A 26,354-nucleotide genomic window follows, 5' to 3' on the forward strand; every position below is an offset into this window, starting at 1 on the left:
CGTCCGGGTGAGCGGATGCTCCGTCCGGGGCACCTTCGGCGCGTCCAGGGCCCGCCCTCCGGGCGAACGACGGGAGTTTGACGACAGGACCTAGGGATGACCTAGGGAGCGGCGCCGGAGCCCGGGCCCGTCGTCACCGTCCGCTCCGCCGAGTACCCGCCCCAGGTGCCGTCCGGCAGCCTCGCCCGGATCCGCACCCGGTGCCCGGCCCCGGCCTCGCGGCCGACGTAGAAGCTGTGCGTGACCCGGCCCTCGGGCGGGGTGGCACCCCACACCAGCGAGGTCGGCTGCCCGCGGTCGAGCTGGATCTGGTACTCCGTGACCACGCCGTCGGTGCGCGGCGGGACCCAGGACAGATCGAGGTAGTACGCACCGTCCGCGCGGTGGCTCCGCGCGCGGAAGCCGGTCGGCGCGGCGTAGCCCCCGTCGTCGGTGCCCGGTGTGGTCAGCCGGACGGCGGCGCTCGCGGGCGAGACGTTGTCCGCCGCGTCGCGGGCCCGGATCGTGAACGTGTAGCGGGTGCCGGGACGCAGCCCGGTCACCACCGTCGCGGTCTGGCCGCCGCCGACGCTGTGCACCTTCGCGGTCGCCTGGTACACGTCGTACGACACCACGGCGCGGTCGTCCCGCGCCGCCCCCCAGGACAACTGGACCGCCCGGCTGCCGACGGCCCGGCCCGTCGGCTTCGCCGGGCGGGAGGGCGCGGAGCGGTCCGCGGCGACGGCGGCCGGTGTCCGCGCCCGCACCTGCTGGCTGCTCGGCCCGAGCCGCCCCTCGCCGTCCCGGGCCCGCACGGTGAAGACATACATGGTGGACGGCCTGAGCCTGGTGACGTCCACCATGTGCTCGGAACCAGGCACTTCACCGACCTTCGTGGTGCCGCGATAGATCTCGTAGGAGTCGACGCCCGGTTCGCTCGACACCGCGTTCCACATGACATGCACGCTCGTGGCGCTGCCGGCCTGCGCGGTCACACCCGTCGGCGCCCCGGGCGGCCGTTCGCCCCCGTCGTCCGCCGCTCCGCCCCCACCGCAGGCCGTGACCAGCGCCAGTGCCGCCAGGGCCAGTGCGTGGGGTACGGGAACACGTCGCACGGCTGTGCCTCCCCGGGGACGGCAACACGGCAATGGTCCGGACCAATATGCACGGCCGGTACGGCCTCTTCAAGAGGGGCGTGTTCAACAGGGCCGTGTTGGTGACCACCCGGATGCGTTACGTATGCTGAAGCTCCTCACGGCCGAACTCTCCGGAAACACAGGGGAGTTCGCGCCTGTGGCGCGGAAAGCTGTCGTCGCTGGTCCCGCGCCGTGCGCGGGTGGTCGGGGTGGCCGGGGCCGACACGGGCCCGGCCCCCGGCCCCTGTCGGCCCCGGCCACCCCCCGGTCCCTGTTGGGCCCAACCATGGGGCGCGCACATATTCCCGTGCCCCGCGCCGTAGTGCTCGCGCCTATGGGCCCTGGTGGGGTCAGACGGCCGACCAGCCGTTGTCCACCGGAAGGATCGCGCCGTTGATGTTGCTGGCCGCGTCCGAGGCGAGGAACACGATCGCGGCCGCCTGCTCCTCCGGCTCGCTGGCGCGGCCGACGTTGCCGAAGTACGGGCCGAGGGCGGCCGGTCCGTGCGCCCCGTCCTGCGTGTCCACGGTGATGGCGGTCCTGGTCCCGCCCGGTGCGATCGCGTTGGCGCGGATGCCCTGGTTGCGGTACATCACCGCGAGGGACTTGGTCAGGCCGATCACCCCGTGCTTCGAGGCCGTGTACGCGGCGCCCGCCGCGCTGCCCCGCAGGCCGGCCTCGGAGGCCGTGTTCACGACGACGCCCCGCCCCGCCGCCAGCATGTGCGGCAGCACCGCCCGGGTGAGCAGGAAGGGTGCGGTCAGATTGACCCGCAGGACCCGCTCCCACTCGGCGTCGCTCACCTCGGCGAGGGCCGACATGCGGTCCATGATCCCGGCGTTGTTCACCAGGACGTCCACCCCGCCGAAGCGCTCCGCGGCGGTCGAAACCAGCCGGTCCACCACCGCCTGCTCGCTGAGGTCGCCGGTCACGGCCAGGGCCGTGCCACCCGCCCGGGTGATCTCCTCGACGACCGCGCCCGCGCCTTCGGCGTCGAGGTCCGCCACCACGACCCGGGCGCCCTCCGCCGCGAAGGCCAGCGCCGCGGCTCGCCCGATCCCCGACCCCGCGCCGGTGACGACGACGCTCCGGCCGTCCAGTCCGCTGGTCATGATCCGCTCCCCATCGGTTGGTTCTTCTCGCGTGACGCGCCGGGCCGAGCGCCCGGCGCACGCGCCCACCCTACGACTTATTGTCTGTGAGTGACATAAAGTAGTAGTGGTGGAGAATTCCCTGGCAGCAGCAGCCCGAACCGGAGGGACGTATGACGGCAGCCGGCGGACGCACGGGACGACCACCCCTGACCGAGGAGCGCAAGGCGCAGATCCGGTCGGAGATCGCGCGGGCCGCGGTCGACCTGTTCGTCGCACAGGGCGTCGCCGCGACCACGGGGGAGCAGATCGGGCGGGCCGTCGGCGTCTCCGCGCGCACGGTGTGGCGCTACTTCCCGAGCAAGGAGTCCTGCGTACGGCCGCTGTTCGAGGCCGGGATCGAGCAGATCGCCGCCACTTTGCGCGCCTGGCGCCCCGGCCGGCCGCTGGAGGACGTCCTCGTGCGCGCGGTGCCCGCCGACAGCCGCCTGGTGACGGGCCCCGACCGTGCCACCCTCGGCGCACTGGTCCGGCTGACCCGCGACGAGCCGGGGCTGCGGGCGGTCTGGCTCCAGTCGTACGACGAGGCCGAGCCGGCGTTCGCCCGCGCCCTCGCCGAGCGCGCCGGGGTCCCCGCCGACGCGCTGGGGCCGACCGTCCAGGCCGCCATGTTCAACGCGGCGCTGCGCGCGGCGATCGAGCACTACGCCTGGCGCATCGAGGAGGAGTCCGCCGACGCCACTACGGCGGAGGCCGAGCTGACCACGACCCTGCGCTCGGCCCTCGCCCTCGTGGCGGCCGGACTCGCCTGAGCGCCCCGCCCCAGGCGAGGGGTGCTTCTATGTCCCTCAGGTCCTTCGTCAAGCGGTGCGTGGGGTTCCGGGTTCGTGGGTGCCGGGGCAGCACCTGGCGAGGGAACTCGCCCCCGACTCGGTCACCGGAGCCGTCGGGGACGACGCCGGCGACGTCATGGCCGGCCGCGACCGGCCTGCCCCGGCCCCGTCTCGCCATCGGCCCCCGGCGGCGACGCCCCGGGGTCCGGCTGCCCTGCTGCCGGACCGCGAAGGAGATGACGAGGCTCACACTTTCCGGTACGTGTACGCCTCCCGCGCCGCCGCCTCCACCGCGTCCAGGTCGCCGCCCGCGGACGCGGTGACGACCGCCGCCACGGCGCCCTCGACGAACGGGGCGTCCACGAGCCGCGTACCCGCGGGGAGTTCGTCGCCCTCCGCGAGCAGCGCCTTCACCGTCAGCACCGCGCTGCCGAGGTCCGTGAGGACGGCGACACCGGCGCCCCGGTCCACGGCCGCCGCGGCGGCGGAGATCAGCTCGGCGCTGGTGCCGAGCCCGCCGCCCTCCGTGCCGCCCGCCGACGCGACGGGCACCTCGGCGGCGCCGCCCGCCAGGCCCTTGGCCAGCTCGCCGACCGAGGCGGCCACCTCGGCGCTGTGCGACACCAGCACGATGCCCACCCGCCGCTCGTCACTCATCGGCGGCCTCCGCGAGCCCGGCGATCAGCAGCGCGGACGAGGTGGCCCCGGGGTCCTGGTGCCCGATGCTGCGCTCCCCGAGGTAGCTCGCCCGGCCCTTGCGGGCCAGCAGCGGAACCGTGGCCACGGCGCCCGCCTCCGCGGCGGCCCGCGCCGCGCCGAATCCGTCGCCGAGCGCGTCGACGGCCGGCCGCAGCGCGTCGATCATGGTCTTGTCGCCCGGCGCGGCCCCGCCGAGCGTCATGACCCCCTCCACGCCCGCCCGCAGCGCGTCGGCGAGCTGTTCCTCGCTGACCTCGGCCGCGTCGCCGAGCGCCTTGCCCGTGCGCCGCAGCAGCGTTCCGTACAGCGGCCCGGACGCGCCGCCGACGGTGGAGATGAGCTGCCGCCCGGCGAGCGTCAGGACGTCGCCCGGTGTGTTGGGCGCCGCCTTCTCCAGAGCGGCCGTCACGGCCGCGAACCCGCGTTGCATGTTGGCGCCGTGGTCGGCGTCCCCGATGGCCGAGTCGAGCGCGGTGAGCCGTTCCGCCTCACGGTCGACGGACGCGGCGGTGGCGGCCATCCAGCGGCGGAAGAAATCGGCGTCGAGCACGGGATCTCCTTGCGTCGTAGGTACGTTGGTCGCTGCGAACGCCGGGTCACATCCCCCAGCGCAGGGCCGGCGTCCGCACCGGCGCGTCCCACAGACGCAGCAGTTCCTCGTCGACCTGGCACAGGGTGACCGAGGCGCCCGCCATGTCCAGGGAGGTGACGTAGTTGCCGACGAGGGTGCGGGCCACCGCCACACCGCGCTCGCCTAGCACCCGCTGCACCTCGGCGTTGAAGCCGTACAGCTCCAGCAGCGGGGTCGAGCCCATGCCGTTGACCAGGACGAGGACCGGGTTGCGCGGGGGCATGTCGTCCAGGATCGCGCCCACCGCGAAGTCGGCGATCTCACCGGAGGTCATCATGGCCCGCCGCTCGCGGCCCGGCTCGCCGTGGATGCCGATGCCCAACTCCAGCTCGCCGGGCGGCAGATCGAAGGTGGGGCTGCCCTTGGCGGGGGTGGTGACGGCGCTGAGGGCGACGCCGAAGCTGCGGGCGTTCTCGTTGACCTGCCGCGCGATGGACTCGACCCGCTCCAGCGGCTGCCCCTCGGCCGCCGCGGCGCCCGCGATCTTCTCCACGAACAGGGTGGCTCCCGTACCGCGCCGCCCCGCCGTGTAGAGACTGTCGGTGACCGCCACGTCGTCGTTGACGAGTACCCTCGCCACCTGGATGCCCTCGTCCTCGGCCAGTTCGGCCGCCATGTCGAAGTTGAGGACGTCACCCGTGTAGTTCTTCACGACGAACAGCACACCCTGCCCGCTGTCCACGGCCGCTGCGGCGCGTGCCATCTGGTCGGGCACGGGGGAGGTGAACACCTCGCCCGGGCAGGCGGCCGACAGCATCCCGGGCCCCACGAAGCCGCCGTGCAGCGGCTCGTGCCCGGACCCGCCGCCGGAGACGAGCGCGACCTGTCCGGCCACCGGGGCGTCCCGCCGTACGATCACCCGGTTCTCCACGTCCACGGTCAGCTCGGGATGGGCTGCCGCCATCCCCCGCAGCGCGTCCGCCACCACGGTCTCCGGGACGTTGATGAGCATCCTCATGGGTACCTCCAATTGACGCTAACAGATGGCCCTCTGACCTGCATTTTCAGCTGGTCGGTACGGGTGGGCCCGGTGGCCGGCGCGGCGGGCCGCGGCGCTCGGCAGCGGGCCCGGGCGGTGCCGGCGGACTCGGTGCTGTCGTGGTGATGGCCTGTCAGGTGGTCGGGTCGGACGTACGGGCTTGGCGCAGGTGTTCCCCTGGCAGTATCGGCCTTGGGGCAGCGAAGGTCACGGCGGGCGGCGAGACGGGTGGCGGTCAACGGCCCCGAGGGCGACATGGGCGGCGCTCAGCGGCCCGCCGGCGCGAAGCGGGTGCCGGCGTCGGGGGTGCGCGGTGTGTTGTCGGGTGCGGGGCCGTCGTGGCTGGTCGCGCCGTTCCTCGCGCCCCTTTTGGGGGCGGTTGTGTCACCGTCGGTCCAGCGGGGGCCGGGTGCCGGCGTCGGGGGTGCGTGGTGCGTTGTCGGGTGCGGGGCCGTCGTGGCTGGTCGCGCCGTTCCCCGCGCCCCTTTTGGGGGCGGCTGTGTCACCGTCGGTCCGGCGGGGGTCGGGGGGCAGCTCGGGGGTGCGCGGTGTGTTGCCGGGTCCGGCGAGCCGCCGGGGCGAGGCGGGTGGTTCGCCGGAGGGGGACGGCGCGGGGTGGTGGTCAGTGGGGCGTGGGCTTCGGCCGGAGCGCCGGACCGGTTCCGTCGCCCGCGGCCACGGCCCGGAACGCGGCCAGCGACTCGCGCAGCACCTGTGACAGTTCGCGCTCCTCGGTCGCCGCGGTCCACCGCTCGAAGCCGACCTTGAAGACGGCCACCCCCGCCTCGGCGGTCAGGCTCGCGGCGGGCTCCGCGACGCCGCGCCGGCGCAGGGCGTCGGCGAGCGCGGCCGACAGCGACGCGAGCTTGATCAGCTCGCGCTCCCTCAGTTCCGGGTTCGCCATGACCACGGCCTGGCGCCGCCGGGCGTGCTCGCGGCGGTCGTGGAAGAGCGCGCAGGCCGCCTCAAGCCCCGCCGCGAGCGCGTCGATCGGCGCCGCGGACGGCGCGGCCCCGACGACCGCGTCCACGAACAGCTCCTGCAACGCGCCCGAGCCGTCGAACAGCACCTCGCGCTTGTCGGCGTAGTGCCGGAAGAAGGTCCGCTCGGTGAGGCCGGCCCGCCCCGCGATCTCCGCCACCGTCGTCTGCTCATAGCCCCGCTCGCTGTAGAGCGCCAACGCCGCCTGTGCCAGGCGCCCGCGCGCGTTCGGCTCCCATCTGCCCATGGCCGGATCCTACGTGATGGCAGTGGCTGACATCGCGTGCTACCGTCGATGACAGTCACTGACGTCAATCTTCTGGGGTCTCACCCATGCGCATCTTCGTGACCGGAGCGTCCGGCTGGATCGGCTCCGCCCTCGTTCCCGACCTGATCGACGCGGGCCACCGGGTCGTCGGGCTCGCCCGCTCCGACGCCTCCGCCGCCGCCCTCACCGCCGCCGGGGCGGAAACGGTCCGCGGCACCCTCGACGACCTCGACGTGCTGGCCGGCGCCGCCGCCGCGTCGGACGGGGTGATCCATCTCGCCTTCAAGCACGACATCGCCTTCAGCGGCGACTTCGAGGGCGCCGCCGACGCCGACCGCCGCGCCGTGGACGCACTCGGCGACGCCCTCGCGGGCACCGACCGCCCCTTCGTCCTCGCCTCCGGCTTCGCCGGCCTGAAGCCGGGGCAGGTGGCCACCGAGCGGGACGTGCCCACCGTCGACGGCTCGCCGGTGTCCCGGCGCGCGGTCACCGCCGCGGCGGTGCTCGGCCTCGCCTCACGGGGCGTGCGCTCCAGCGTGGTGCGGCTCTCCCCGACCTGCCACGGCGACGGGGACAACGGATTCATGGCGGCCCTGGTCGCCACCGCCCGCGCCAAGGGCGTCTCCGGCTACGTCGGCGACGGCGCCAACCGCTGGCCCGCCGTCCACCGCCTCGACGCCGCCCGGCTGTTCCGCCTGGCCGTCGAGCGGGCACCCGCGGGGACGGTGCTGCACGGCGTCGCGGAGGAGGGCGTCGCGATCCGTGACGTCGCCGAGGTGATCGGCCGCCACCTCGATGTGCCCGTGACCTCCGTGGCCCCGCAGGCCGCGGCCGAGCACTTCGCCTGGCTGGGCGGCTTCGTCCAGCTCGACGCCCCGGCGTCGAACGCCCTGACCCGCGAGCTGCTGGACTGGCGGCCCACCGGTCCCGGGCTGCTCGAAGACCTCGACAAGGGCCACTACTTCCAGAGCCCCGCCACCGCCTCCTGACCGCAGGGCCCGGGCCGCGCGCCCCGGCGGCCCGCCACCGTGCCGCGCCCTCCGGTGGCCCCCGCGCCGTCCGGTGGCATCCGCGCCGTCCGGTGGCATCCGCGCCGTCCGGTGGCACCCGCCCCAGCCCTGCGGCACCCGCCCGGCCCGCCGTGCGGCCGGCTCCGTCCCCGCTCGTGCGGCCGGAGCCGGCCTCCCGGCGTGCGCTTCCGCTTCCCCGCCGTTCTCCTGACCCCCGCCTACCGCGCTCGCGGCGATACGCGTACGGTCGGCGAAACCGGGGGCGCAAGAAGGGGACGCGCCGGAAGGAGGCGGCATCGTTGATCGACGAACTCGACCGGAACATCGTCCGGGCCCTCACCCGCGACGGACGCACGCCCTACACCACGCTCGCCCGCGAGCTGGGCGTCTCCGAGGCCACGGTGCGTCAGCGGGTGTCGCGGCTCCAGGACAGCGGCGCGCTGCGCATCGTCGCGCTGTGCAACCCGCTCACCCTGGGCCACCAGTCCGTCCGGCTGATGATCCGGGTGCGGGACCTGACCCCTCGCGCGGTCGCCAAGAGCCTCGCCGACATGCCGATGATCAACCATGTGGCGCTCTGCGCGGGCAGTCAGGACATCTTCCTGGAGGGGACCTGCCGGGACCAGGCCCAGCTGGTGCAGCTGCTCGACGAGATCAGGATGCTGCCCGGGGTGTCCCGGGTACAGGTGCTGCTGCTTCTGGAGCTGTTCAAGGACTACTCCTGGAACGGGCTCGACAGCGCCGTCGGACAGGCCGTCGCCGGCGACTGAACGGCCCGCCGGCGCCGCCGCCCGGTTCACGGCGGCAGGATGCGCTGTTCGGGCGAGGCGGGCAGATCACGAAAGCCCGCCCACAGATAGCTGTCCTTCACCACTTCGAGCACGGTCAGCGCCTCCGCGTGCGCGACGCCGTTCACCCGCCGCACCCGCTCGGTCAGCAGCTCGGACAGATGCGCCAGATCGCGGCAGCGGACATCCGTGATCAGATCGTAGGGGCCCACGCAGGCCGCGACATAGCGCACCTCCGGCATCCGCGACAGCTCCCGGGCGACCAGCGCCACCGGGATGTGCTGCACCCGCACCGCGAGGTGCACCTTCACCTCCCCGAACCGGACGGCGTCCGTCATGCCCACCACCTGGATCGCGCCGCGCCGCTGCAGCCGCTGGAAGCGCGCCCGCACCGAAGCCTCCGACAGGCCTATCGAGCGGCCGATCTCCCCGAAGGACCGCCGGCCGTCGACGCGCAACTGGTCGATGATCTGCCGGTCCAGGTCGTCGATCACCGTGGTACCTCCACTCCCGTGCTTCCCGCCATCATCACCCTGCGTTGTTGCGCGGCGATTGCGAGATGCGCGGAATTCAGGCTGCGTTTCCACTGGATTCGATGCCGGCGCCCCTGTTCGGGGCCGCACGAGCGGGCGGAAGCTGGTGCGCACACCACGGCCGGGTGATCACTTGGGCCGTGCGGGACCGCTCGTGAGGAGACACAGCCCATGCAGGAACCCCCGTTCGCCGCGCGGCGTACGCGGTGACCGTGACCGCCGCGCCGCCGGCGCTCGCCACCGCGCCGCCGACCGCCCCGGCGTCCCGCAGCCGCCTGCGGTACCACGGGGCCACCCTCGCCCTCCTGGCGCCCGCCGGGGTCACCGTCGTGGCACTGGTGCTCCTGCCGCTGGCCCTGGTGGTGCGCAACAGCTTCGCCGCGCCGGACGCCTACGGCGGCGTACAGGGCGGCTTCACCCTCGCCAACTACCGCGAGCTGATCGACCCGGTGTACCTGAAGGTGTTCGGCTACAGCCTCGGCATGGCGGCCCTGAACACCGCCGTCTGCCTGGTCCTCGGCTATGTGGTGTCCACCTATCTGGCCGGCCGTCCCGCGCGGCGGCAGGGCATCCTGCTCCTGCTGATCATCGTGCCGTTCTGGACGGACTTCCTGGTACGCACCTTCGCCTGGATCAATCTGCTCAGCCCGGGCGGCCCGGTCAACACGCTCACCGACGCGGCCGGCCTCACCGACGGACCAGCCCAGTGGATCCCCAGCCAGGGCGCCTCGTTCATCGGACTCGTCTACGCCTTCCTGCCCACCGCCGTCTTCCCCGTCTACGCCACCCTGCGCGGCGTCGACCCGTCGCTGGGCGAGGCCGCCCGGGACCTGGGCTGCGGCTGGTGGCGGGTGCACACCAAGGTGCTGCTGCCCCTCGTACGGCCCGGTCTGCTCGCCGCGGCGCTGCTCACCTTCATCCCGACACTCGGTGTCTTCGTGATCCCGGTCCTGCTCGGCGGCGGCAAGGACCAGCTCGTCGGCAACCTGATCGTCACGCTCTACACCGAGTTCCGCAACCAGCCCATGGGCGCGGCGGCCTCCGTCGTACTGCTCGCCCTGATGACCGTGTCGGTCGCGGTCCTCGGCACCGCGGCCCGCAGGCTGAGGAGGAAGGCGTCATGAAAAGCCGCGCCGCCCGCACCGGGCGCCTGCCCGACGCCGTGACCGGCTGGCTCGCCCGGGGCGTCATCGTCTTCCTGTACGTGCCGATCGTCGTCGTCGTGGTGCTCTCGTTCAACGACTCCGATCTCACCTACAAGTGGGGCGGGTTCAGCACCCGCTGGTACGGCGTGCTCGCGGCGGACACCGATCTGCTCGCCGCGCTGCGCGTCAGCGCCGAGGCCGGGGTGATCTCGGCGACGCTCGCCACCCTCGGCGGACTGTTCGCCGCGATGGGCATGGCCCGGCTGGGCCCGCGCGGGCGTGCGCTGTTCTCCGGCAGCCTGTTCCTGCCGCTGGTGATCCCGGAGATCGTGCTCGGCGTCGCCCTGCTGTCCGTGTTCGGCACCCTGCGGGCGAGCCTCGGCATGACCTCGCTCGTCCTCGGCCATCTGGTGGTGACCCTGCCGTACGCGGCCCTGATCGTGATCGGCGCGCACCGCGCCCTCGACCCGTCCCTCGACGAGGCCGCCGCCGATCTCGGCTGCGGTGCCTGGCAGCGGTTCCGCCTGATCACCCTGCCGCTGCTGAAACACGCCCTGCTGGCCTCCTGGCTGCTGTGCTTCACGATCTCCTTCGGCAACATCGTGATGTCCACCTTCACCGGCGGTGTCGGCACCACGACCCTGCCGCTGCGGGTGTACTCCCTGCTCAAGACGGGCCTCACCCCGGAGATCAACGCGCTGGGCACCCTCCTCGTGCTGTTCACCTTCCTGATCATCCTCGCCGCCGGGCTGCGGCAGGTGCGCCGCGTCCTCGTCGACGACCCCACCTGACGGGCCGCCGCACCCCGCGCGCCTCCCGCGCCCCCGCTCCTGACCGCGCCGGCGCGGTCCCGCCCAGTCCCGCCCCACCCGTTCCGCGCCCGTCGCGCCATCCCGCCTCGGCCCCGCACCTCCCCGTCCCCTCCTGTGCCCGCACCCGCCCCGTATGTCCGCGTATGTCCTCGTACACCCCGGCACGTTCCCGAAAGGTCTCGTCATGCCCCGTACCACCGTCCCGAGAACCCTTCTCGCCACCGGCGTGCTCACCGCCACCGCCGTGCTCGCCACCGGCTGCGGCGGCTCCGGCTCCGACGCCGTCTCGTCCTCCTCCGGCGGCGGCAAGGAACTGCACGTCTACGCCTGGGCCGGGGAGATCCCCGACTCCGTGGTCAAGGGCTTCGAGAAGGAGACCGGCATCAAGGTCACCATCGACACCTTCGACAGCAACGAGACCATGACCGCCAAGCTCGGCTCCGGCTCCTCCGGTTACGACCTGGTCGAACCCAGCCAGTACACGGTGCAGCAGCTGATCGGACAGAACCTCATCCAGGAGCTGGACCACTCGAAGATCAAGGGCCTCGGCAACCTGGCGCCCAAGTTCCGCACCGCGTCCTACGACCCGGGCAACAAGTACAGCGTCCCGTGGATCTGGGGCACCACCGGCTTCGCCTACAACGACACCTGCATCAAGTCGGCGACCAGCTGGAAGACGCTCTTCGACGGCACGTACAAGGGCAAGCTGTACATGCTCGACAACATGCTCGCGGCCTACATCGCCGGCCTCCAGGTCACCGGGCACCGGGCCACCAGCACCGACAAGGACGAGATCGCCCAGGCCACCGAGGCGCTGCAGAAGCAGAAGAAGATACTCGCCGGCTACAACTCCACCAACTACCCGCAACTGCTGTCCACGGGCCAGGCGTGCGCGGCCGAGGCGTGGAGCGGCACCGCCATGGCCAAGGTCGTGGCCTCCGACCCCCATGTGCACTACGCCATCCCGGAGGAGGGCGGCTCCATCTGGACGGACGGCCTCGCCATCCCCAAGGGCGCGAAGAACCTGACGTCGGCGTACAAGTTCATCACCTACGCGCTGCGCCCCGAGGTCGCCGCGAAGGCCACCGACGACGGTTCCTCCGCAAGCGCCAACCAGGCCGCCCGCAAGCTGATCAAGGACAAGGCGGCCCTGGAGAACACCGCGATCTACGCGCCCGACGCGGCCATCGCCAAGGCGGACTTCCTGCTCGACCCGGGCACCGCCATGCAGTACTTCCAGCAGGGCTGGACCAAGGTCAAGGCGTCCTGACATGGCAGCGCCCCACTCTGTGTCCGCCGACCCCACGGCCGCGGCCGTCCGTCTCTTCGGTGTCGGAAAGGTCTTCGGCGGCACGCACGCCGTGCGCGACGTGACCCTCGACATCCGGCGCAACGAGTTCTTCTCCGTCCTCGGTCCTTCGGGCTGCGGGAAGACCACCCTGATGCGGATGATCACCGGCTTCGAGGAGCCCACCGAGGGCAGCATCGAACTCGGCGGCACCCCGGCGACCGGTCTTCCGGCACACAAACGCGACCTGAACATGCTCTTCCAGAGCTACGCCCTCTTCCCGCACCTCAGCGTCGCCGACAACGTCGCCTTCGAACTGAAGGTGCGCAAGCTGCGGCCGAGGGCGCAGATCGCCGCCGCGGTGGACGAGGCCCTGGCCCTGGTCCGGCTGACGGGCTTCGGCGACCGGGCCGTCGCACAGCTCTCGGGCGGCCAGCGACAGCGCGTCGCCATCGCCCGCGCGCTCATCGGCCGCCCCTCGTTGCTGCTGCTCGACGAGCCGCTCGGCGCCCTCGACAAGAAGCTGCGCGCCGAGATGCAACTGGAGCTGAAGAAGATCCAGCGCGAGGTCGGGGTCACCTTCGTGACCGTCACCCACGACCAGGAGGAGGCGCTGACCATGTCCGACCGGATCGCCGTCATGAACGGCGGCCGGGTGGTCCAGGTCGACACCCCCGAGGGCGTCTACGAGCGGCCCGCCACCCGCTTCGTCGCCTCCTTCATCGGCACCTCCAACTTCCTCACCGGCACCGCGGACGGCACCCGTCTCGCCGTGCCGGGGCTCGGCACCCTGCCGGTGCCGCGCACGGACCGCACGGGCGAGGCACACCTCGCGGTGCGCCCCGAACACATCCGGGTCTGCGGCGAGGAGAGCGGGATCCCGGCCGGCCGGGCCGCGCTGCGGGGCACCCTGCGGCAGTCGGTCTACCTCGGCAGCGCCGTCCGCCACCACCTCACCCTCGACGACGGCAGCGCGTTCGTCGCCGAGACGCATCCCACGGAGGCGGCCCATCCGGCGCCCGGCAGCCCGGTGTGGGCGCACTGGAACCCGGACGCCTCCCGGGTGCTCGCCGAATGACCGCCCCGCTCCCGGTCCCGCACGACCACCACCACAGCAAGGAGACACGACCGTGAAGGTCGCCGCCGCCCAGTACGCCCCCACCGCCGACATCGCGGGGAACCTCGCGGTCGTCGAGACCATGGCCGGTGAAGCCGTGGCCGCGGGCGCCGAACTCGTCGTCTTCCCCGAGGAGGCGATGATCCCCGCGGAGGCCGCCGACGGGCCACTGCATCTGACCGCCGAGGCCCATTGGCCCTTCTTCCTCGGCGAGTTGTCGCGGATCGCCGCCGCACACGGCATCGCCGTGATCGCCGGCGGCTACGAACCGAGCGGCGACTCCCTGCCCTACAACACCATCGCCGCCGTCTCCGCGGACGGCGAACTCCTCGGCCGCTACCGCAAGATGCACCTCTACGACGCCTTCGACTACCGCGAGTCCCGTCAGGTGCAGCGCGGCGACGAGGGACCCTGCGTGGTGCGGATCGGGGAGTTCAACGTGGGCCTGGTCAACTGCTACGACCTGCGCTTCCCCGAGTTCACCCGGACCCTGGTCGAGATGGGCGCCGACCTGCTGTCCGTGTCCGCGGCCTGGGTGCGCGGCCCGCTGAAGGAGGACCACTGGACGACGCTGCTGCGCACCCGCGCGATCGAGAACACCTGCTGGGTCGTGGCCGCCTCGCTCACCACGCCCGACTGCATCGGCATGAGCATGGCCATCGACCCGCTGGGGGTCGTGCGCGCCGCGCTCGGTGAGGAGGAGCGCGCCCTGTGCGTGGTCGAGGCGGACAAGCACCGCATCGACCGGGCCCGCACCATCCTGCCCGTCCTGCGCAACCGCCGCATCATCATCGGACCGAGGTGACGACCATGCCCCTGGACATCCGCGATCTGGCTCAGATTCCGCCCCTGGACGCCGAGTTGGCGGCGCGCCTCGCCGACGTCGACTTCCCCACCCTCGGCCACTACCTGGAGGAGGGCTTCTGCGATCCGGCGCTGCGCCGCTTCACCGGCAGCGGCAGGCTCGTCGGCCGCGCCGTCACCGTACGGATCACCGCCACCGACTCCACCCTGCTGCACCATGCGGCGTCCCTCGTCGGACCGGGCGACGTCGTGGTCGTGGACTGCGGCGGCGACCGCCGCCACGCCCCGCTCGGCGAGGTCGTGGCGCACGCCCTGGCGGCCCGCGGCGCGGCCGGCGCCGTCGTGGACGGCGTCTGCACCGACATCGGCGCCCTGCGCGAGATCGGCCTGCCCGTCCACGCGTACGGCACCTCGCTGCTCACCACCAAGCTGCACGGCATCGCCGACGGCGCCCTGAACGCGCCCGTCAGCTGCGGCGGCGTACCGGTGCGGGCCGGCGACCTGGTCCTCGGCGACGACAACGGCCTGCTCGTCGCGCCGGCCGCCCGGCTCGCCGCCGTCGTCGGCGAGGCGCTGGCCGACGACGCCGAGGAGCCGGACCTCATCGCCGCGCTGCACCGGGGAGAGCGGCTGGGAGCCCTCACCGGGGCCACCCGCACCGTCGAGAACCTGCTGCACCCCGCCGCCACCCCAGCGTGACCACGGCCTTTTCCGGCCACCCACCCCTTCGCAAGGAAGCACCCATGTTCCTCAAGGCAGCCATCAACGGCGGGCGTACCCGTACCGAGCACCCCGCCGTGCCGCTGACCCCCGAGGAGATCGCCGCGGACACCGCCGCGGTGCTCTCCTCCGGCGCCGATGTCGTCCACTTCCACGTCCGCACCGCGGACGGCGGCCAGACGATCGAGCCCGGCGCCCTCGCCGACGTCCTGCGCGCCATCCGCTCCGCGGCGCCCGCCGCGGTCGTCGGCACCACCACCGGACTGTGGACCTGCTCCGGACCCCAGGAGCGGTACGACCTGGTCAAGGCATGGGAGGTACTGCCGGACTTCGCCTCGGTGGCCTTCAGCGAGGAGGGCGCGGCGGAGACCGCCGCGCTCGTCACCGCCCGGGGCATGACGCTGGAGAGCGCCGTGTGGAGCACGGACGACGTGCCCGCGCTGCTCGCCTCGCCGACGCTGGCGGACAACGCGCGCATCCTGATCGAGCCGATGGACGAGGACCCGGACACGGCGGTCGCCCACGCGCGCGAGATGGCCGCCCGCATCCGCGCCGCCGGGGTCGGCTGCCCGCTGCTCTACCACGGAGAGGCGGCCACCACCTGGCCCGTGCTGCGCGCCGCACTCCACGACGGGCACCAGATCCGCATCGGCTTCGAGGACGGCATCCACCTCCCGGACGCCACCCCGGCCGGGCGCAACGCCGACCTGGTCACGGCCGCCCGCGCCCTCGCCGCGCACTGACACCGGCCGCCGCCCGGTCCGGCCCGGGCGGCGGGTCACCCCGGCCGGCCAGCAAGTCCAGTGAAGTCCGCTGCGGTTCGACGGCACCCCGAAGGGGCGCAGTGGGGGAGCGACCAGCCACAACGGCGCCGTGGACGACCGACGGCATCGCGGCATGTCCGGCGGAGCGCATAGGCTCAGCGGCATGCGGATCTCGGTCTCCTCGGACATGGACGAACCCGTCGCCCGGTTCGTCGTCGCGGAGCTGCGCCGGCGCGGGCACGAGGTGCGCGTGCACGGCGCGCTGCGGCCCGGGGCCGACCCGCAGTGGGCGGTCTGCTCCGAGGCGGCGGCCCGGGACGTCGCCACCGGGACGGCGGACCAGGCCGTCGTGTGCTGCTGGACCGGGACCGGCGCCTCCATCGCCGCGAACAAGGTTCCCGGCGTACGGGCGGCGCTGTGCACGGACGCCTACACCGCCGAGGGCGCCCGCCGCTGGAACGACGCCAACGTCCTGGCCCTGGGTCTGCGGCTGACCTCCGAGCCGGTGCTCAAGGAAATCCTCGACGCCTGGTTCGCGACCACCCCCAGCGAGGCCCCCGAGGACCGCACCAACATGACCCGCATAACCCACCTGGACACCCACCCAAACCCCTGACCCAGGCGCCGCCTACGGCGGGTCGGCTGGGGTCGAGCGCGCAGCTCCCCGCGCCCCTGTGGGGCGTCAGTGGGCCCCCAACCCGCCCCCACCGAACGAGCCGCTTGACCCCTTGCTCCACCGCGGCCGGTCCTTCGACTCGCTGGGCCGGGTCTGCTGATTGCTCAACTCGTACGGGGTGAGCGGACGCCCGCCCTCGGGAGTCCGCGGCACCTCTTCGGACTCCCGGTTCTCCCGGACCTCACGCACCGCACCGCCCGGAGGCAGATGCGGCTGCTCTTCGGGGCGCGGCCGGGGCGATTCGCGGTACTTGACACGGGAGCCCAGCCAGAAGCCCCCGGCGAGCAGCGCGAGGACGGCCACAGCCACCACGAAGAGCCCGAGACTCAGCAGGCCGCTCGGCGCGGCCATCTGCATGGATACGGTACTCATAGCACTGGAATACCCCTGCCATAACGGGGTGAACCGGACGCTTTCCGTGGCCCGTCGCCTACACCCGGTGACGCTGCCGCACCGCTTTCGACGGGCCCCGGGGCAGAGCCACCCGCACCCGCGCAACCCGCACCGGCCCGGGTTTGACCCGTCCCGACCGGGCTACCCGGCCCGTGTGACACCGACGACTTCCGAGCAGGAGCTGTACCGCTTCCTGGAGGACCGCTTCGCGTGTGCGCAGGCGTGCACCGAGTGCGCCCGTGCCTGCGCGGTGCGCGCGAGCCTCCTGGATCCGGACGGGACCGACGAGCCGGAGCGGGTGCGGCGGCAGGGCATCCTGTGTGCGGAGGTGTGCGACACCACCTGCCGCATGCTGTCCGAACAGAACTGCCAGGACCAGGCGGGACTGCGGATCCAGTTGGAGTGGTGCCGCGCGGTCTGCCTCGACAGCGCCGTGGCCTTCGAGGGGCGGTCCGGCGCGCGGGCGGCGGCGGAGGCGTGCCGGGCGTGCGCCCGGGCCTGCGCCGACTTCGTGGCGGCACTCGGCTGACTTCCGGGACCGCCCGGTCCCGCCGAGACCGCCGCATCCGCGGCAGCCCGCCCCCGCCCCGGCCCGCGGTCTCGGCATGCCCGGCGCGCTTTCCCGCGGCCTCCCGGCGAGGAGCGCGCCCCTCGGCGATCTCGTGCGCCCTCCGGATGCCCCCTGACTTCAACGAGGGCCGCCCTTACTTCTCCGAGGGCCGCCATTCCCAATTTCTGTAACACGTTCTACGGTGTGCGCCGTCAGGACCGGCCGACGGGAACCTGGAGGCGCCGTGCATCTCGACCACACGCCCGAGCAGCAGCGGCTGCGCACCGAACTGCGCGCCTACTTCGCCGGCCTGGTGCCGGACAACGCGTACGCCCGCTACGCCGATCCGGCCGCGCAGAAGCGGTTCTACCGTGACACGATCAGGCGGCTCGGCGCGGACGGCTGGCTCGGCGTGGGCTGGCCCGAGGAGTACGGCGGGCGCGGGCTGACGGCGATGGAGCAGTTCATCTTCTTCGACGAGGCCGCGCAGGCCGGCGTACCGCTGCCGCTCATGGCGCTGAACACGGTCGGCCCGACCCTGATGCGGTTCGGCAGCGACGAACAGAAGGCGTACTTCCTGCCGCGGATCCTCTCCGGCGAGATCGACTTCGCCATCGGCTACAGCGAGCCGGACGCCGGCACGGACCTCGCGTCCCTGAAGACCCGCGCCGTGCGCGACGGCGACGAGTACATCGTCAACGGGCAGAAGATCTGGACCACCAACGGGGACACCGCGGACTGGGTGTGGCTGGCCGTGCGCACCGACCCGGGCGCCCCGCCGCACAAGGGCATCACCATGCTCCTGGTGCCGACCTCCGATCCCGGCTACTCCTGCACCGTCATCACCACCCTCGCCTCGCACGACACCACGGCCAGTTACTACGAGGACGTCCGCGTCCCCGTCTCCCGCCGGGTCGGGGCCGAGAACCAGGGCTGGCGGCTGATCACCAACCAGCTCAACCACGAACGCGTCACCCTCGCCGCGCACGGCACGATGGCGATCCGCGCCCTGCACGACGTCCAGCGCTGGGCGTCAGGGACCAAGCTCGCCGACGGCCGCCGCGTGATCGACCTCTCCTGGGTGCGCAACCGGCTGGCCAGGACCCACACCAGACTGGACGCGATGAAGCTGCTCAACTGGCGCATGGTGAACGCCGTCGAGGACGGCAGCCTCACCCCGCAGGACGCCTCCGCGGTCAAGGTGTACGGATCCGAGGCCCGCCGCGACGCCTACGCCTGGCTCATGGAGGTCGTCTCGGCGGCGGGCCCGCTGAAGGAAGGCTCGGCCGGCGCGGTCCTGCACGGCGAGCTGGAACGCGGCTACCGCTCGGCGGTGATCTTCACCTTCGGCGGCGGCAACAACGAGATCCAGCGCGAGATCATCTCGTGGATCGGCCTGGGGATGCCACGGGTGCGGCGCTGAGGATCGTTTCAAGTAGGCTCACGGACACGTCAGTTGTGGCCTGGGCGTGGTTCGGCACGCGTCGGGTCCGCGCTGCGCCCGACACAGAAGGAGGTGCCGATGGCCACCTGCCGCGGCATGGACGTGTCCGCCTACCAGGGCACCCAGAACTGGGCCGCCCACAAGGGCGACGGCGTCGTGTTCGCCTTCGCCAAGGCCAGCGAGGGCCGGCACTCCCGGGACGCGAAGTTCGACAGCCACATCACCGGGATCATCAAGGCCGGGCTGGTGCCCGGCGCCTACCACTTCGCCTGGCCCAACCAGGACGTCGACGAGGAGGCCGCCAACTACATCGGCGCCGTCCGGGCCCATGCGAAGAAGGGGTTCACCCACTGGCTCGACCTCGAACGCTACGCGGACGGCCGCAACTACAGCGGTCGCAGCGCCGCCCAGATCAAGTCCTGGGCCGCCGCCTGGATCGCCGCCGTACGGGCCGCGTTCCCCGGGCAGCGCGTCGGCGTCTACACCAGCGGCGACGACCTCGCCGCCGGCCGTGTGCCCGACGGCGTCCCCCTGTGGTACCCGGCCTACCCCTGGGGCGCCGCCCCGTACAGCAAGGCGGAGGCCGCGGCCCGGCCCCGGCCCAGCGGACGGGCCCCGCTCATCTGGCAGTTCACCAGCCGGCCCGTCGACCGATCCATCGCCTATCTGTCCGAGGCGGGCCTGCGCGCCTGGGCCGCGGGCGACACCTCCGAGGAGGACGAGATGCCCCAGTACGTGAACCTCGGGCTCGCGAAGCCCTACAAGCTGGGCCCTGGTGCCTGGGACTCCATCGAGTTCACCAAGGAGTGGTCGGACGAGACCGGCGACCACGCCACCGACGGCAGTGTCTGGGCGCGCGGCCCGGCCCGCTTCACCGGCAGCGTCAGCCTGTACCTCACCGGGCTGCCGGCGGGCGCGGTCGTCCAGGCCCGTATGTCCGAGTACCAGGGCGACAAGCACGAGGCCGACCACCCCATCCACGAGATCATCGGCACCGCCGGCGGCACCTTCGCCGTGATCCCGTTGACGAAGCGGCTCGCGAAGGGACGCGGCATGCGCGTCCGGCTGCTCAACCAGTCCCCCTCCCCGGTCACCGTCAGCAGTGCCGTACTGACACTGCTCGTGTGGAAGGAAAGCTGACCCGCGCCGCGGTCGCGGCACGAAGCGCGCCGGGCCGGGCCGCCGCCGTGCCACCGGTCGACGCCTGACCCCGGCGCGCGGGCGTCACCGGTCGACGCCTGATCTCGGCGCGCGGGCACCCGAAACCCCGGCTCCCGGCGGGCCACGTCGGCGTCGCGGGCCGGCTGGGCCCGATGCGGCCGGCCCGGGACACCGGCACCGTCAGCCGTCGCGTCCCGGCACGCCTCTGGCCGACGTAGATCATCACGTGTTACGAAGAACCATGCCTGCACACGAGGGATCCCGCGCGTACGACGCCGTCATCGTCGGCGGCGGCCACAACGGGCTGGTCGCGGCCGCCTATCTGGCCAGGGCCGGACGGTCCGTGCTGGTCCTGGAACGGCTCGGCCGCACCGGGGGCGCGGCCGTGTCGACCCGCCCGTTCACCGGTGTCGACGCCCGGCTGTCCCGCTACTCCTACCTGGTCAGCCTGCTGCCCCGGAAGATCGTGCGGGACCTGGGCCTCACCTTCCGTGTCCGCGGCCGCACCATCTCCTCCTACACCCCGGCGGTGCGCGCCGGGCGCCCCACCGGGCTGCTGGTCGGCGGCGGCGAGCGGCGCACCCGGGAGTCCTTCGCCCGGCTGACCGGCGGCGCGCGCGAGTACCTGGCCTGGCAGCGGTTCTACGGCATGACCGGCAAGGTCGCCCAGCGGGTCTTCCCGACCCTGACCGAACCGCTGCCCAGCCGCGAGGAGCTGCGCCGCCGCATCGACGACGAGGACGCCTGGCGCGCCCTGTTCGAGGAGCCCATCGGAGCCGTGATCGAGCGGGAGTTCGAGGACGACCTGGTGCGGGGCGTCGTCCTCACCGACGCCCTCATCGGCACCTTCGCCGATGCCCACGACCCCGCCCTGCCGCAGAACCGCTGCTTCCTCTACCACGTCATCGGGGGCGGCACCGGCGCCTGGGACGTGCCCGTCGGCGGCATGGGCGCCCTGACCGACGCGCTGGCCGCCGCCGCGCGCACGGCGGGCGCGACCCTCGCGACCGGGCACGAGGCCGTCCGCGTCGACACCGACGGACACCGCGCCGAGGTCGCCTACCGCACGGCCGACGGCGAGGGCGTCGTCGCCGCCCGGCACGTCCTCGTGGGCGCCTCGCCGCAGGAACTCGCCGCCCTCACCGGCGAGGCGCCGCCCGCCCCCGCCGAGGGCGCACAGCTGAAGGTCAACATGCTGCTCAAGCGGCTGCCCGCGCTGCGCGACCCCACCGTCGACCCGCGGGAGGCGTTCGCCGGCACGTTCCACATCGCGGAGGGCTACGAGCAGTTGGCCGCCGCCCACGCCGAGGCCGCCTCGGGCCGGCTGCCGGCCGCACCGCCCAGCGAGATCTACTGCCACTCCCTGACCGACCCCTCGATCCTCGGCCCCGACCTGGTCGCCCGCGGCTACCAGACCCTCACCCTGTTCGGCCTGCACACCCCCGCCCGGCTGTTCGCGGGCGACAACGACGCCGTACGCCGCCAACTGCTGAAGGCGACGCTCGGGCAGCTCGACGCCCACCTCGCCGAGCCCCTGGTCGACTGCCTGGCGACCGACGCCGACGGCCGCCCGTGCGTCGAGGCGAAGACCCCGCTCGACCTGGAGCGTGACCTGCGCCTGCCCGGCGGCAACATCTTCCATCGCGCGCTGGCCTGGCCCTACGCCCAGGAGGGCACCGGCCGCTGGGGCGTGGAGACCCGGCACGCCAACGTCCTGCTGTGCGGGGCGGGAGCGGTGCGCGGCGGCGGGGTGAGCGGAGTGCCGGGGCACAACGCGGCGATGGCGGTGCTGGAGCGGGTCTGAAAAGACGGGAGGCGGCGGGAGGCGGCGGGAGACGGCGGGACACGGTGGTGCGGGCCGGGCCACGAGGCCCGGCCCGCACCGTCAGTCGGCCGACGGCCGCCAGCCCGCCGCCGTGACGCGGGCCGCGTCCGCCGGGCGCGCGCCGTCGAAGACCACGGCGCCGCCGGCCTCCACGCGCAGCGCGTCGACGTAGGCGCCGCGGCCCACATAGAGCCGGTCGGTGCTGTAGCGCCAGCGCAGCACGAGCCGCCGGTCGGCCGGGAGGTCCGCGGTCAGCCGGTGCCAGAGGCGGCCCGACCAGCCGGTGGCCGTACCGTCCGGGTGTTCCCGGGACTCCTCGCCGCGCCGGCCCGTGGTGAACGGCACCGGCCGCCAGGAGCCGCCGCCGTCCGCGGAGGCTTCCAGGACCAGCGTGTCCGAGCGGGGCTCGGTGTCCCACCACAGGGCACAGCGCAGCCGCGCCCCGCCCGTGGAGGTGTCGAGCGGGGGCAGCGTGAGCGTGGCGGTCGTGGCGTTCGCCAGGCCCGAGAACCAGGCCGTGCGGCCCTCGGCGGGGCGGACCGGGACGGCCCGCGCCAGATGCGTGCCGGCGGCGACCCGGGGAGCGGAACCGGACCGCCAGGTGCGCACGGGATGCACCGAGTTGCCGAGCACCACGAGGAAGGAGTCGGTGGTCGGGTCGAGCACCAGGGAGGTACCGGTGAAGCCGGTGTGCCCGGCGGTGCGCGGAGTGGCCATCGCGCCCATGTACCAGTGCTGGTACAGCTCGAAGCCGAGGCCGTGCTCGTCGCCGGGGAAGCCGGTGTTGAAGTCGGTGAACATCAGCTCCACGGACTGCGGCCGCAGGATGCGGGTGCGCCCGTACGCGCCGCCGTTGAGCAGCGTGCGGGCGAGCACCGCCAGGTCCCAGGCGCAGGAGAACACCCCCGCGTGGCCCGCGACACCGCCCAGGCTGTAGGCGTTCTCGTCGTGCACCTCGCCCCATACGAGCCCCCGGTCCAGGCCGGACCACGGCCTGCGCGCGTCCTCCGTCGCCGCGATCCGCGGCCTCCAGGAGGCGGGCGGGTTGTAGCGGGTGCGGCGCAGTCCGAGCGGGGCGGTGATCCCGTCGCGCAGCAGGACGTCCAGCGGGCGGCCGGTGACGCGTTCGAGGACGAGCTGGAGGGAGATCAGGTTCAGGTCCGAGTAGAGGTAGGCGGTGCCCGGCGGGCTGACCGGCGCCTCGTTCCAGACGAGCCGGAGCTTGTCCTCGTACGCGGGGGCGTCGTACAGCGGGATCCAGGCACGGAACCCCGAGGTGTGCGTGAGGAGTTGACGTATCGTCACCTCCTGTTTGCCGGCGGCGCCGAACTCCGGGAGGTAGGAGGCGACGGGCCGCTCCAGCTCGATGGTGCCCCGCTCCAACTGCTGGACGGCGAGCAGCGAGGTGAACAGCTTGGAGACGGAGGCCAGGTCGAAGACCGTGTCCTTGGCCATCGGGATCTGCCGGCCGGCCGGGAACTCGACGCCGGTGTCGGTCTTCTCGTCGTAGGCCGCGTAGCGCACGGCCGTCCCGATCGGCCGGTGCAGGGCCACGGTGCCGCCGCGCCCGGCGAGCAGGACGGCGCCCGCGTACCAGGGGTGCGCGGGGGAGGGACCGAGGAAGGTCTCGGCGTCGGCGACGAGCAGGCGCAGATGCTCGGCGAGCAGGCCGGCGCGTTCGGCCGAGCCGTACCGCAGGGTGGGGTGGCCGGCCGCCGGGGCGGCGGCGGCCGGACCCGCGGGCCAGGGGCCGAGCGTGAGCGCGCCGCCCAGCGTCAGGGCGCCGATGCCCAGTCGGCGCCGGGTCAGCCCGGCCGCCGTTGTGCCCGGCACGTCGTCGGTCATGTGGGGCCTCCCGTCTGAAAGTATCTTTCGGGGTTTGCTGTGCGCGGTGAAACTTTCCTGTCAGGCGCGGAGTGTGTCAACGGTGCGCGCGTTCCGGCGCGGTCCCCGAAGAATCTGACGCTGTATCAGAAAAGGGCTTCCGTCGTACCGGCGACTGCGGCATCCTGCGCCCATGCAGACGGAGCTGAGCAAGCAACTGGGAGTCGAGCACGCCGTCTTCGGCTTCACGCCGTTCCCCGCCGTCGCCGCGGCCATCAGCCGGGCCGGCGGATTCGGCGTGCTCGGCGCGGTCCGCTACACCGCACCCGACGACCTCAAACGCGACCTCGACTGGATCGAGGCGCACACCGACGGCCGGCCCTACGGCCTCGACGTCGTCATGCCCGCCAAGAAGGTCGAGGGCGTCACCGAGGCCGACGTCGAGGCGATGATCCCCGAGGGACACCGCCGGTTCGTCGCGGACACCCTCGCCAAGTACGGTGTGCCCGAACTCGCCGCGGGAGAGCCGTCCGGCTGGCGCATCACCGGCTGGATGGAACAGGTCGCCCGCAGCCAGCTCGACGTCGCCTTCGACTACCCGATCCGGCTCCTCGCCAACGCCCTCGGCTCCCCGCCCGCCGACGTCGTGGCCCGCGCCCACGACCGGGGCGTGCTCGTCGCCGCGCTCGCCGGCAGCGCCCGGCACGCCCGCAAGCACCGCGACGCGGGCATCGACATCGTCGTGGCACAGGGCTACGAGGCGGGCGGTCACACCGGGGAGATCGCCTCCATGGTGCTGACCCCCGAAGTGGTCGACGCCGTCGACCCGCTGCCCGTGCTGGCGGCCGGCGGCATCGGCAGCGGCCAGCAGGTGGCGGCGGCACTGAGCCTGGGCGCCCAAGGAGTATGGCTGGGCTCCATATGGCTGACCACCACAGAGGCGGAGCTGCCATCCCCCGCCCTCACCCGCAAGCTCCTCGCCGCCGGGTCCGGCGACACCGTCCGCTCGCGCGCCCTCACCGGCAAACCCGCACGCCAGCTGCGCACCGAGTGGACCGACGCCTGGGACGATGCGGACGGGCCCGGCACCCTGCCCATGCCGCTGCAGGGCCTGCTGGTCGCCGAGGCGGTCTCCCGCATCCAGAAGTACGAGGTCGAGCCGCTGCTCGGCACGCCCGTCGGCCAGATCGTCGGCCGGATGACCGAAAGGCGCGACGTCCGGGCCGTCCTCGACGACCTCACCCGCGGCTTCGAGCGGGCCGTCGACCGCATCAACCGCATCGCCGGAAGGAGCGGCCAGTCGTGACCACACCCCCCACCGGCTTCTGGGCCCAGGCCGCCCAGCAGCCCGACCGCACCGTCCTCGTCGCCCCCGACGGCGAGCACTGGCGGGCCGGACGGCTGCACGCCGCCGCCAACCGGCTCGTGCACGGCCTGCGCGCCGCGGGCCTGGAGCGCGGCGACGCCCTCGCCGTCGTGCTGCCCAACGGCGTCGAATTCCTCACCGCCTATCTGGCCGCCACCCAGGCCGGGTTCTACCTCGTGCCCGTCAACCACCACCTCGTCGGCCCCGAGATCGCCTGGATCGTCGCCGACTCGGGCGCCAAGGTGCTCATCACGCACGAGCGGTTCGCAGAACCCGCCCGCCGCGCCGCCGACGAGGCCGGCCTCCCGGCGACCCACCGGTACGCGGTCGGCACCGTCGAGGGCTTCAGGCCGTACGCCGAACTCCTCGACGGACACAGCGAGTCGCCGCCCGCCGAGCGCACCCTCGGGTGGGTGATGAACTACACCTCGGGCACCACGGGCCGGCCCCGCGGCATCCGGCGCCCGCTGGTCGGCAAGCCCCCCGAGGCGGCCTACCTCGGCGGGTTCCTCGGCATCTTCGGCATCAAGCCGTTCGACGACAACGTCCACCTGGTCTGCTCGCCGCTCTACCACACGGCCGTGCTCCAGTTCGCCGGCGCGTCCCTGCACATAGGGCACCAACTGGTGCTGATGGACAAGTGGACACCCGAGGAGATGCTGCGCCTCATCGACACCCACCGGTGCACCCACACCCATATGGTCCCCACACAGTTCCACCGCCTCCTGTCGCTCCCCGAGCACATACGGCAGTCGTACGACGTCTCCTCCATGCGGCACGCCATCCACGGCGCCGCACCCTGCCCCGACCATGTGAAACGGGCCATGATCGACTGGTGGGGGCACGCCGTCGAGGAGTACTACGCGGCCAGCGAGGGCGGCGGCGCCTTCGCGACCGCCGAGGACTGGCTGAAGAAGCCCGGCACGGTCGGCCGGGCCTGGCCGATCAGCGAACTCGCGATCTTCGACGACGACGGCAACCGGCTGCCGCCCGGCGAACTCGGCACCGTCTACATGAAGATGAACACCGGCGGCTTCGCCTACCACAAGGACGAGGCCAAGACCCGCAAGAACCGCATCGGCGACTTCTTCACCGTCGGCGACCTCGGCCACCTCGACGCGGACGGCTATCTCTTCCTGCGCGACCGCAAGATCGACCTGATCATCTCAGGCGGCGTCAACATCTACCCGGCCGAGATCGAGTCCGTGCTGCTCGCCCACCCCGCCGTCGCCGACGCCGCCGCCTTCGGCATCCCGCACGACGACTGGGGCGAGGAGGTCAAGGCCGTGGTGGAACCGGCCCCCGGGCACGAGCCGGGGCCGGAACTGGCCGCCGCCCTGCTCGCCCACTGCGCCGAACGGCTCGCCGGCTACAAACGGCCGAAGAGCGTCGACTTCGTCGCCGAACTGCCCCGCGACCCCAACGGCAAGCTGTACAAGCGACGGCTGCGTGACCCCTACTGGCAGGGCCGGGGCCGCCCGGTGTGACCACGCGCGGCCCGGGCAGCGGGCCGCGGATTCTTGACCTGCCCGCGCGC

The 26,354-nt window shown here is 73.2% G+C and carries 26 protein-coding genes; 17 read left to right on the forward strand and 9 right to left on the reverse strand.

From position 1 onward, the window contains the following. Positions 1–101: 101 nt before the first annotated feature. The gene (locus AC27LF_RS09455) at positions 102–1,094 is read right to left on the reverse strand and encodes a fibronectin type III domain-containing protein (protein WP_479663408.1); all 993 of its coding nucleotides are present in this window, start codon (positions 1,092–1,094) and stop codon (positions 102–104) included. A gap of 371 nt (positions 1,095–1,465) precedes the next feature. Further along, positions 1,466–2,227: an SDR family NAD(P)-dependent oxidoreductase gene (locus tag AC27LF_RS09460; RefSeq protein WP_479663409.1), complete on the reverse strand. Its 762-nt coding sequence runs from the start codon at positions 2,225–2,227 to the stop codon at positions 1,466–1,468. 152 nt (positions 2,228–2,379) lie between these two features. On the opposite strand from AC27LF_RS09460, the gene AC27LF_RS09465 reads away from it, so the two are divergent. Next, complete coding sequence (locus tag AC27LF_RS09465) at positions 2,380–3,018, forward strand: TetR/AcrR family transcriptional regulator (protein WP_479663410.1); 639 nt, start codon at positions 2,380–2,382, stop codon at positions 3,016–3,018. Positions 3,019–3,285: 267 nt separating this feature from the next. Here the strand turns inward: AC27LF_RS09465 and AC27LF_RS09470 are convergent, their stop codons facing one another. The 4 genes from AC27LF_RS09470 to AC27LF_RS09485 all read right to left on the reverse strand — a co-directional run bounded on the left by AC27LF_RS09470 (position 3,286) and on the right by AC27LF_RS09485 (position 6,576). Continuing rightward, complete coding sequence (locus AC27LF_RS09470; RefSeq protein WP_479663411.1) at positions 3,286–3,696, reverse strand: PTS-dependent dihydroxyacetone kinase phosphotransferase subunit DhaM; 411 nt, start codon at positions 3,694–3,696, stop codon at positions 3,286–3,288. Then, positions 3,689–4,288: a dihydroxyacetone kinase subunit DhaL gene (gene dhaL / locus AC27LF_RS09475; RefSeq protein WP_479663412.1), complete on the reverse strand. Its 600-nt coding sequence runs from the start codon at positions 4,286–4,288 to the stop codon at positions 3,689–3,691. The genes AC27LF_RS09470 and dhaL overlap by 8 nt, the downstream gene beginning before the upstream one ends. Before the next feature lie 46 nt (positions 4,289–4,334). Then, on the reverse strand, positions 4,335–5,327 hold the full coding sequence (gene dhaK, locus AC27LF_RS09480; protein WP_479663413.1) for a dihydroxyacetone kinase subunit DhaK: 993 nt from the start codon (positions 5,325–5,327) through the stop codon (positions 4,335–4,337). A 643-nt stretch (positions 5,328–5,970) separates the two neighbouring features. Beyond that, on the reverse strand, positions 5,971–6,576 hold the full coding sequence (locus AC27LF_RS09485) for a TetR/AcrR family transcriptional regulator (RefSeq protein ID WP_479663414.1): 606 nt from the start codon (positions 6,574–6,576) through the stop codon (positions 5,971–5,973). An 86-nt stretch (positions 6,577–6,662) separates the two neighbouring features. Here AC27LF_RS09485 and AC27LF_RS09490 point away from each other — a divergent pair, with 86 nt between their 5' ends. After that, positions 6,663–7,586 carry an SDR family oxidoreductase gene (locus AC27LF_RS09490; RefSeq protein ID WP_479663415.1) on the forward strand — a complete coding sequence of 308 codons (924 nt, stop codon included), beginning with the start codon at positions 6,663–6,665 and terminating at the stop codon, positions 7,584–7,586. Between the two features lie 320 nt (positions 7,587–7,906). Continuing rightward, positions 7,907–8,377 (forward strand): Lrp/AsnC family transcriptional regulator, encoded by a 471-nt coding sequence (locus AC27LF_RS09495; RefSeq protein WP_479663416.1) that lies wholly within the window; start codon positions 7,907–7,909, stop codon positions 8,375–8,377. A 26-nt stretch (positions 8,378–8,403) separates the two neighbouring features. Here AC27LF_RS09495 and AC27LF_RS09500 read toward each other — a convergent pair whose 3' ends face one another. Further along, positions 8,404–8,889, reverse strand: coding sequence for an Lrp/AsnC family transcriptional regulator (locus AC27LF_RS09500; RefSeq protein WP_479663417.1), 486 nt, complete (start codon positions 8,887–8,889; stop codon positions 8,404–8,406). Between the two features lie 251 nt (positions 8,890–9,140). On the opposite strand from AC27LF_RS09500, the gene AC27LF_RS09505 reads away from it, so the two are divergent. From AC27LF_RS09505 to AC27LF_RS09540, 8 genes are all read left to right on the forward strand, one after another. Further along, positions 9,141–10,052, forward strand: a complete 912-nt coding sequence (locus tag AC27LF_RS09505) for an ABC transporter permease (protein ID WP_479663418.1) — start codon at positions 9,141–9,143, stop codon at positions 10,050–10,052. Next, complete coding sequence (locus tag AC27LF_RS09510; RefSeq protein WP_479663419.1) at positions 10,049–10,864, forward strand: ABC transporter permease; 816 nt, start codon at positions 10,049–10,051, stop codon at positions 10,862–10,864. The genes AC27LF_RS09505 and AC27LF_RS09510 overlap by 4 nt, the downstream gene beginning before the upstream one ends. 205 nt (positions 10,865–11,069) lie before the next feature. Continuing rightward, a complete protein-coding gene (locus tag AC27LF_RS09515; RefSeq protein WP_479663420.1) occupies positions 11,070–12,155 on the forward strand; it encodes an ABC transporter substrate-binding protein in 1,086 nt (361 codons plus the stop codon). 1 nt (position 12,156) lies between these two features. Further along, positions 12,157–13,251, forward strand: coding sequence for an ABC transporter ATP-binding protein (locus tag AC27LF_RS09520; protein ID WP_479663421.1), 1,095 nt, complete (start codon positions 12,157–12,159; stop codon positions 13,249–13,251). Between the two features lie 52 nt (positions 13,252–13,303). Beyond that, on the forward strand, positions 13,304–14,095 hold the full coding sequence (locus tag AC27LF_RS09525) for a carbon-nitrogen hydrolase family protein (protein WP_404026880.1): 792 nt from the start codon (positions 13,304–13,306) through the stop codon (positions 14,093–14,095). 5 nt (positions 14,096–14,100) lie between these two features. Next, positions 14,101–14,793 carry an RraA family protein gene (locus tag AC27LF_RS09530; protein ID WP_479663422.1) on the forward strand — a complete coding sequence of 231 codons (693 nt, stop codon included), beginning with the start codon at positions 14,101–14,103 and terminating at the stop codon, positions 14,791–14,793. 44 nt (positions 14,794–14,837) lie between these two features. Next, positions 14,838–15,557: a 3-keto-5-aminohexanoate cleavage protein gene (locus AC27LF_RS09535; protein ID WP_479663423.1), complete on the forward strand. Its 720-nt coding sequence runs from the start codon at positions 14,838–14,840 to the stop codon at positions 15,555–15,557. A gap of 184 nt (positions 15,558–15,741) precedes the next feature. Further along, on the forward strand, positions 15,742–16,194 hold the full coding sequence (locus AC27LF_RS09540) for an RpiB/LacA/LacB family sugar-phosphate isomerase (RefSeq protein ID WP_479663424.1): 453 nt from the start codon (positions 15,742–15,744) through the stop codon (positions 16,192–16,194). Between the two features lie 66 nt (positions 16,195–16,260). Here AC27LF_RS09540 and AC27LF_RS09545 read toward each other — a convergent pair whose 3' ends face one another. Beyond that, a complete protein-coding gene (locus AC27LF_RS09545; protein ID WP_479663425.1) occupies positions 16,261–16,626 on the reverse strand; it encodes a DUF6479 family protein in 366 nt (121 codons plus the stop codon). A gap of 175 nt (positions 16,627–16,801) precedes the next feature. Here AC27LF_RS09545 and AC27LF_RS09550 point away from each other — a divergent pair, with 175 nt between their 5' ends. From AC27LF_RS09550 to AC27LF_RS09565, 4 genes are all read left to right on the forward strand, one after another. After that, complete coding sequence (locus AC27LF_RS09550; protein WP_479663426.1) at positions 16,802–17,176, forward strand: four-helix bundle copper-binding protein; 375 nt, start codon at positions 16,802–16,804, stop codon at positions 17,174–17,176. Between the two features lie 265 nt (positions 17,177–17,441). Continuing rightward, on the forward strand, positions 17,442–18,620 hold the full coding sequence (locus AC27LF_RS09555) for an acyl-CoA dehydrogenase family protein (RefSeq protein WP_479663427.1): 1,179 nt from the start codon (positions 17,442–17,444) through the stop codon (positions 18,618–18,620). 99 nt (positions 18,621–18,719) lie between these two features. Next, complete coding sequence (locus AC27LF_RS09560; RefSeq protein WP_479663428.1) at positions 18,720–19,781, forward strand: glycoside hydrolase family 25 protein; 1,062 nt, start codon at positions 18,720–18,722, stop codon at positions 19,779–19,781. A 262-nt stretch (positions 19,782–20,043) separates the two neighbouring features. Next, entirely contained in the window at positions 20,044–21,606 is a 1,563-nt protein-coding gene (locus AC27LF_RS09565) for a phytoene desaturase family protein (protein ID WP_479663429.1), read from the forward strand. Between the two features lie 81 nt (positions 21,607–21,687). On the opposite strand, the gene AC27LF_RS09570 is transcribed toward AC27LF_RS09565, so the two are convergent. Next, entirely contained in the window at positions 21,688–23,472 is a 1,785-nt protein-coding gene (locus AC27LF_RS09570; RefSeq protein ID WP_479664039.1) for a serine hydrolase domain-containing protein, read from the reverse strand. 172 nt (positions 23,473–23,644) lie between these two features. On the opposite strand from AC27LF_RS09570, the gene AC27LF_RS09575 reads away from it, so the two are divergent. Together AC27LF_RS09575 and AC27LF_RS09580 are read left to right on the forward strand one after the other, a co-directional pair. Then, entirely contained in the window at positions 23,645–24,757 is a 1,113-nt protein-coding gene (locus AC27LF_RS09575; protein WP_479664038.1) for a nitronate monooxygenase, read from the forward strand. Further along, positions 24,754–26,304 carry an acyl-CoA synthetase gene (locus AC27LF_RS09580; protein WP_479664037.1) on the forward strand — a complete coding sequence of 517 codons (1,551 nt, stop codon included), beginning with the start codon at positions 24,754–24,756 and terminating at the stop codon, positions 26,302–26,304. Before AC27LF_RS09575 ends, AC27LF_RS09580 begins: the two co-directional genes overlap by 4 nt. Positions 26,305–26,354 lie beyond the last annotated feature (50 nt).

The organism is Streptomyces diversicolor, assembly GCF_057537855.1.

Coding starts and splice junctions, on each gene's coding strand:
- AC27LF_RS09545 (WP_479663425.1), bottom strand. CDS start 16,626: ATGAGTACCGTATCCATGCAGATGGCCGCGCCGAGCGGCCTGCTGAGT.
- AC27LF_RS09470 (WP_479663411.1), bottom strand. CDS start 3,696: ATGAGTGACGAGCGGCGGGTGGGCATCGTGCTGGTGTCGCACAGCGCC.
- AC27LF_RS09490 (WP_479663415.1), top strand. CDS start 6,663: ATGCGCATCTTCGTGACCGGAGCGTCCGGCTGGATCGGCTCCGCCCTC.
- AC27LF_RS09510 (WP_479663419.1), top strand. CDS start 10,049: ATGAAAAGCCGCGCCGCCCGCACCGGGCGCCTGCCCGACGCCGTGACC.
- AC27LF_RS09570 (WP_479664039.1), bottom strand. CDS start 23,472: ATGACCGACGACGTGCCGGGCACAACGGCGGCCGGGCTGACCCGGCGC.
- AC27LF_RS09460 (WP_479663409.1), bottom strand. CDS start 2,227: ATGACCAGCGGACTGGACGGCCGGAGCGTCGTCGTCACCGGCGCGGGG.
- dhaK (WP_479663413.1), bottom strand. CDS start 5,327: ATGAGGATGCTCATCAACGTCCCGGAGACCGTGGTGGCGGACGCGCTG.
- AC27LF_RS09535 (WP_479663423.1), top strand. CDS start 14,838: ATGTTCCTCAAGGCAGCCATCAACGGCGGGCGTACCCGTACCGAGCAC.
- AC27LF_RS09560 (WP_479663428.1), top strand. CDS start 18,720: ATGGCCACCTGCCGCGGCATGGACGTGTCCGCCTACCAGGGCACCCAG.
- AC27LF_RS09575 (WP_479664038.1), top strand. CDS start 23,645: ATGCAGACGGAGCTGAGCAAGCAACTGGGAGTCGAGCACGCCGTCTTC.
- AC27LF_RS09485 (WP_479663414.1), bottom strand. CDS start 6,576: ATGGGCAGATGGGAGCCGAACGCGCGCGGGCGCCTGGCACAGGCGGCG.
- AC27LF_RS09540 (WP_479663424.1), top strand. CDS start 15,742: ATGCGGATCTCGGTCTCCTCGGACATGGACGAACCCGTCGCCCGGTTC.
- AC27LF_RS09520 (WP_479663421.1), top strand. CDS start 12,157: ATGGCAGCGCCCCACTCTGTGTCCGCCGACCCCACGGCCGCGGCCGTC.
- AC27LF_RS09465 (WP_479663410.1), top strand. CDS start 2,380: ATGACGGCAGCCGGCGGACGCACGGGACGACCACCCCTGACCGAGGAG.
- AC27LF_RS09515 (WP_479663420.1), top strand. CDS start 11,070: ATGCCCCGTACCACCGTCCCGAGAACCCTTCTCGCCACCGGCGTGCTC.
- AC27LF_RS09565 (WP_479663429.1), top strand. CDS start 20,044: ATGCCTGCACACGAGGGATCCCGCGCGTACGACGCCGTCATCGTCGGC.
- AC27LF_RS09530 (WP_479663422.1), top strand. CDS start 14,101: ATGCCCCTGGACATCCGCGATCTGGCTCAGATTCCGCCCCTGGACGCC.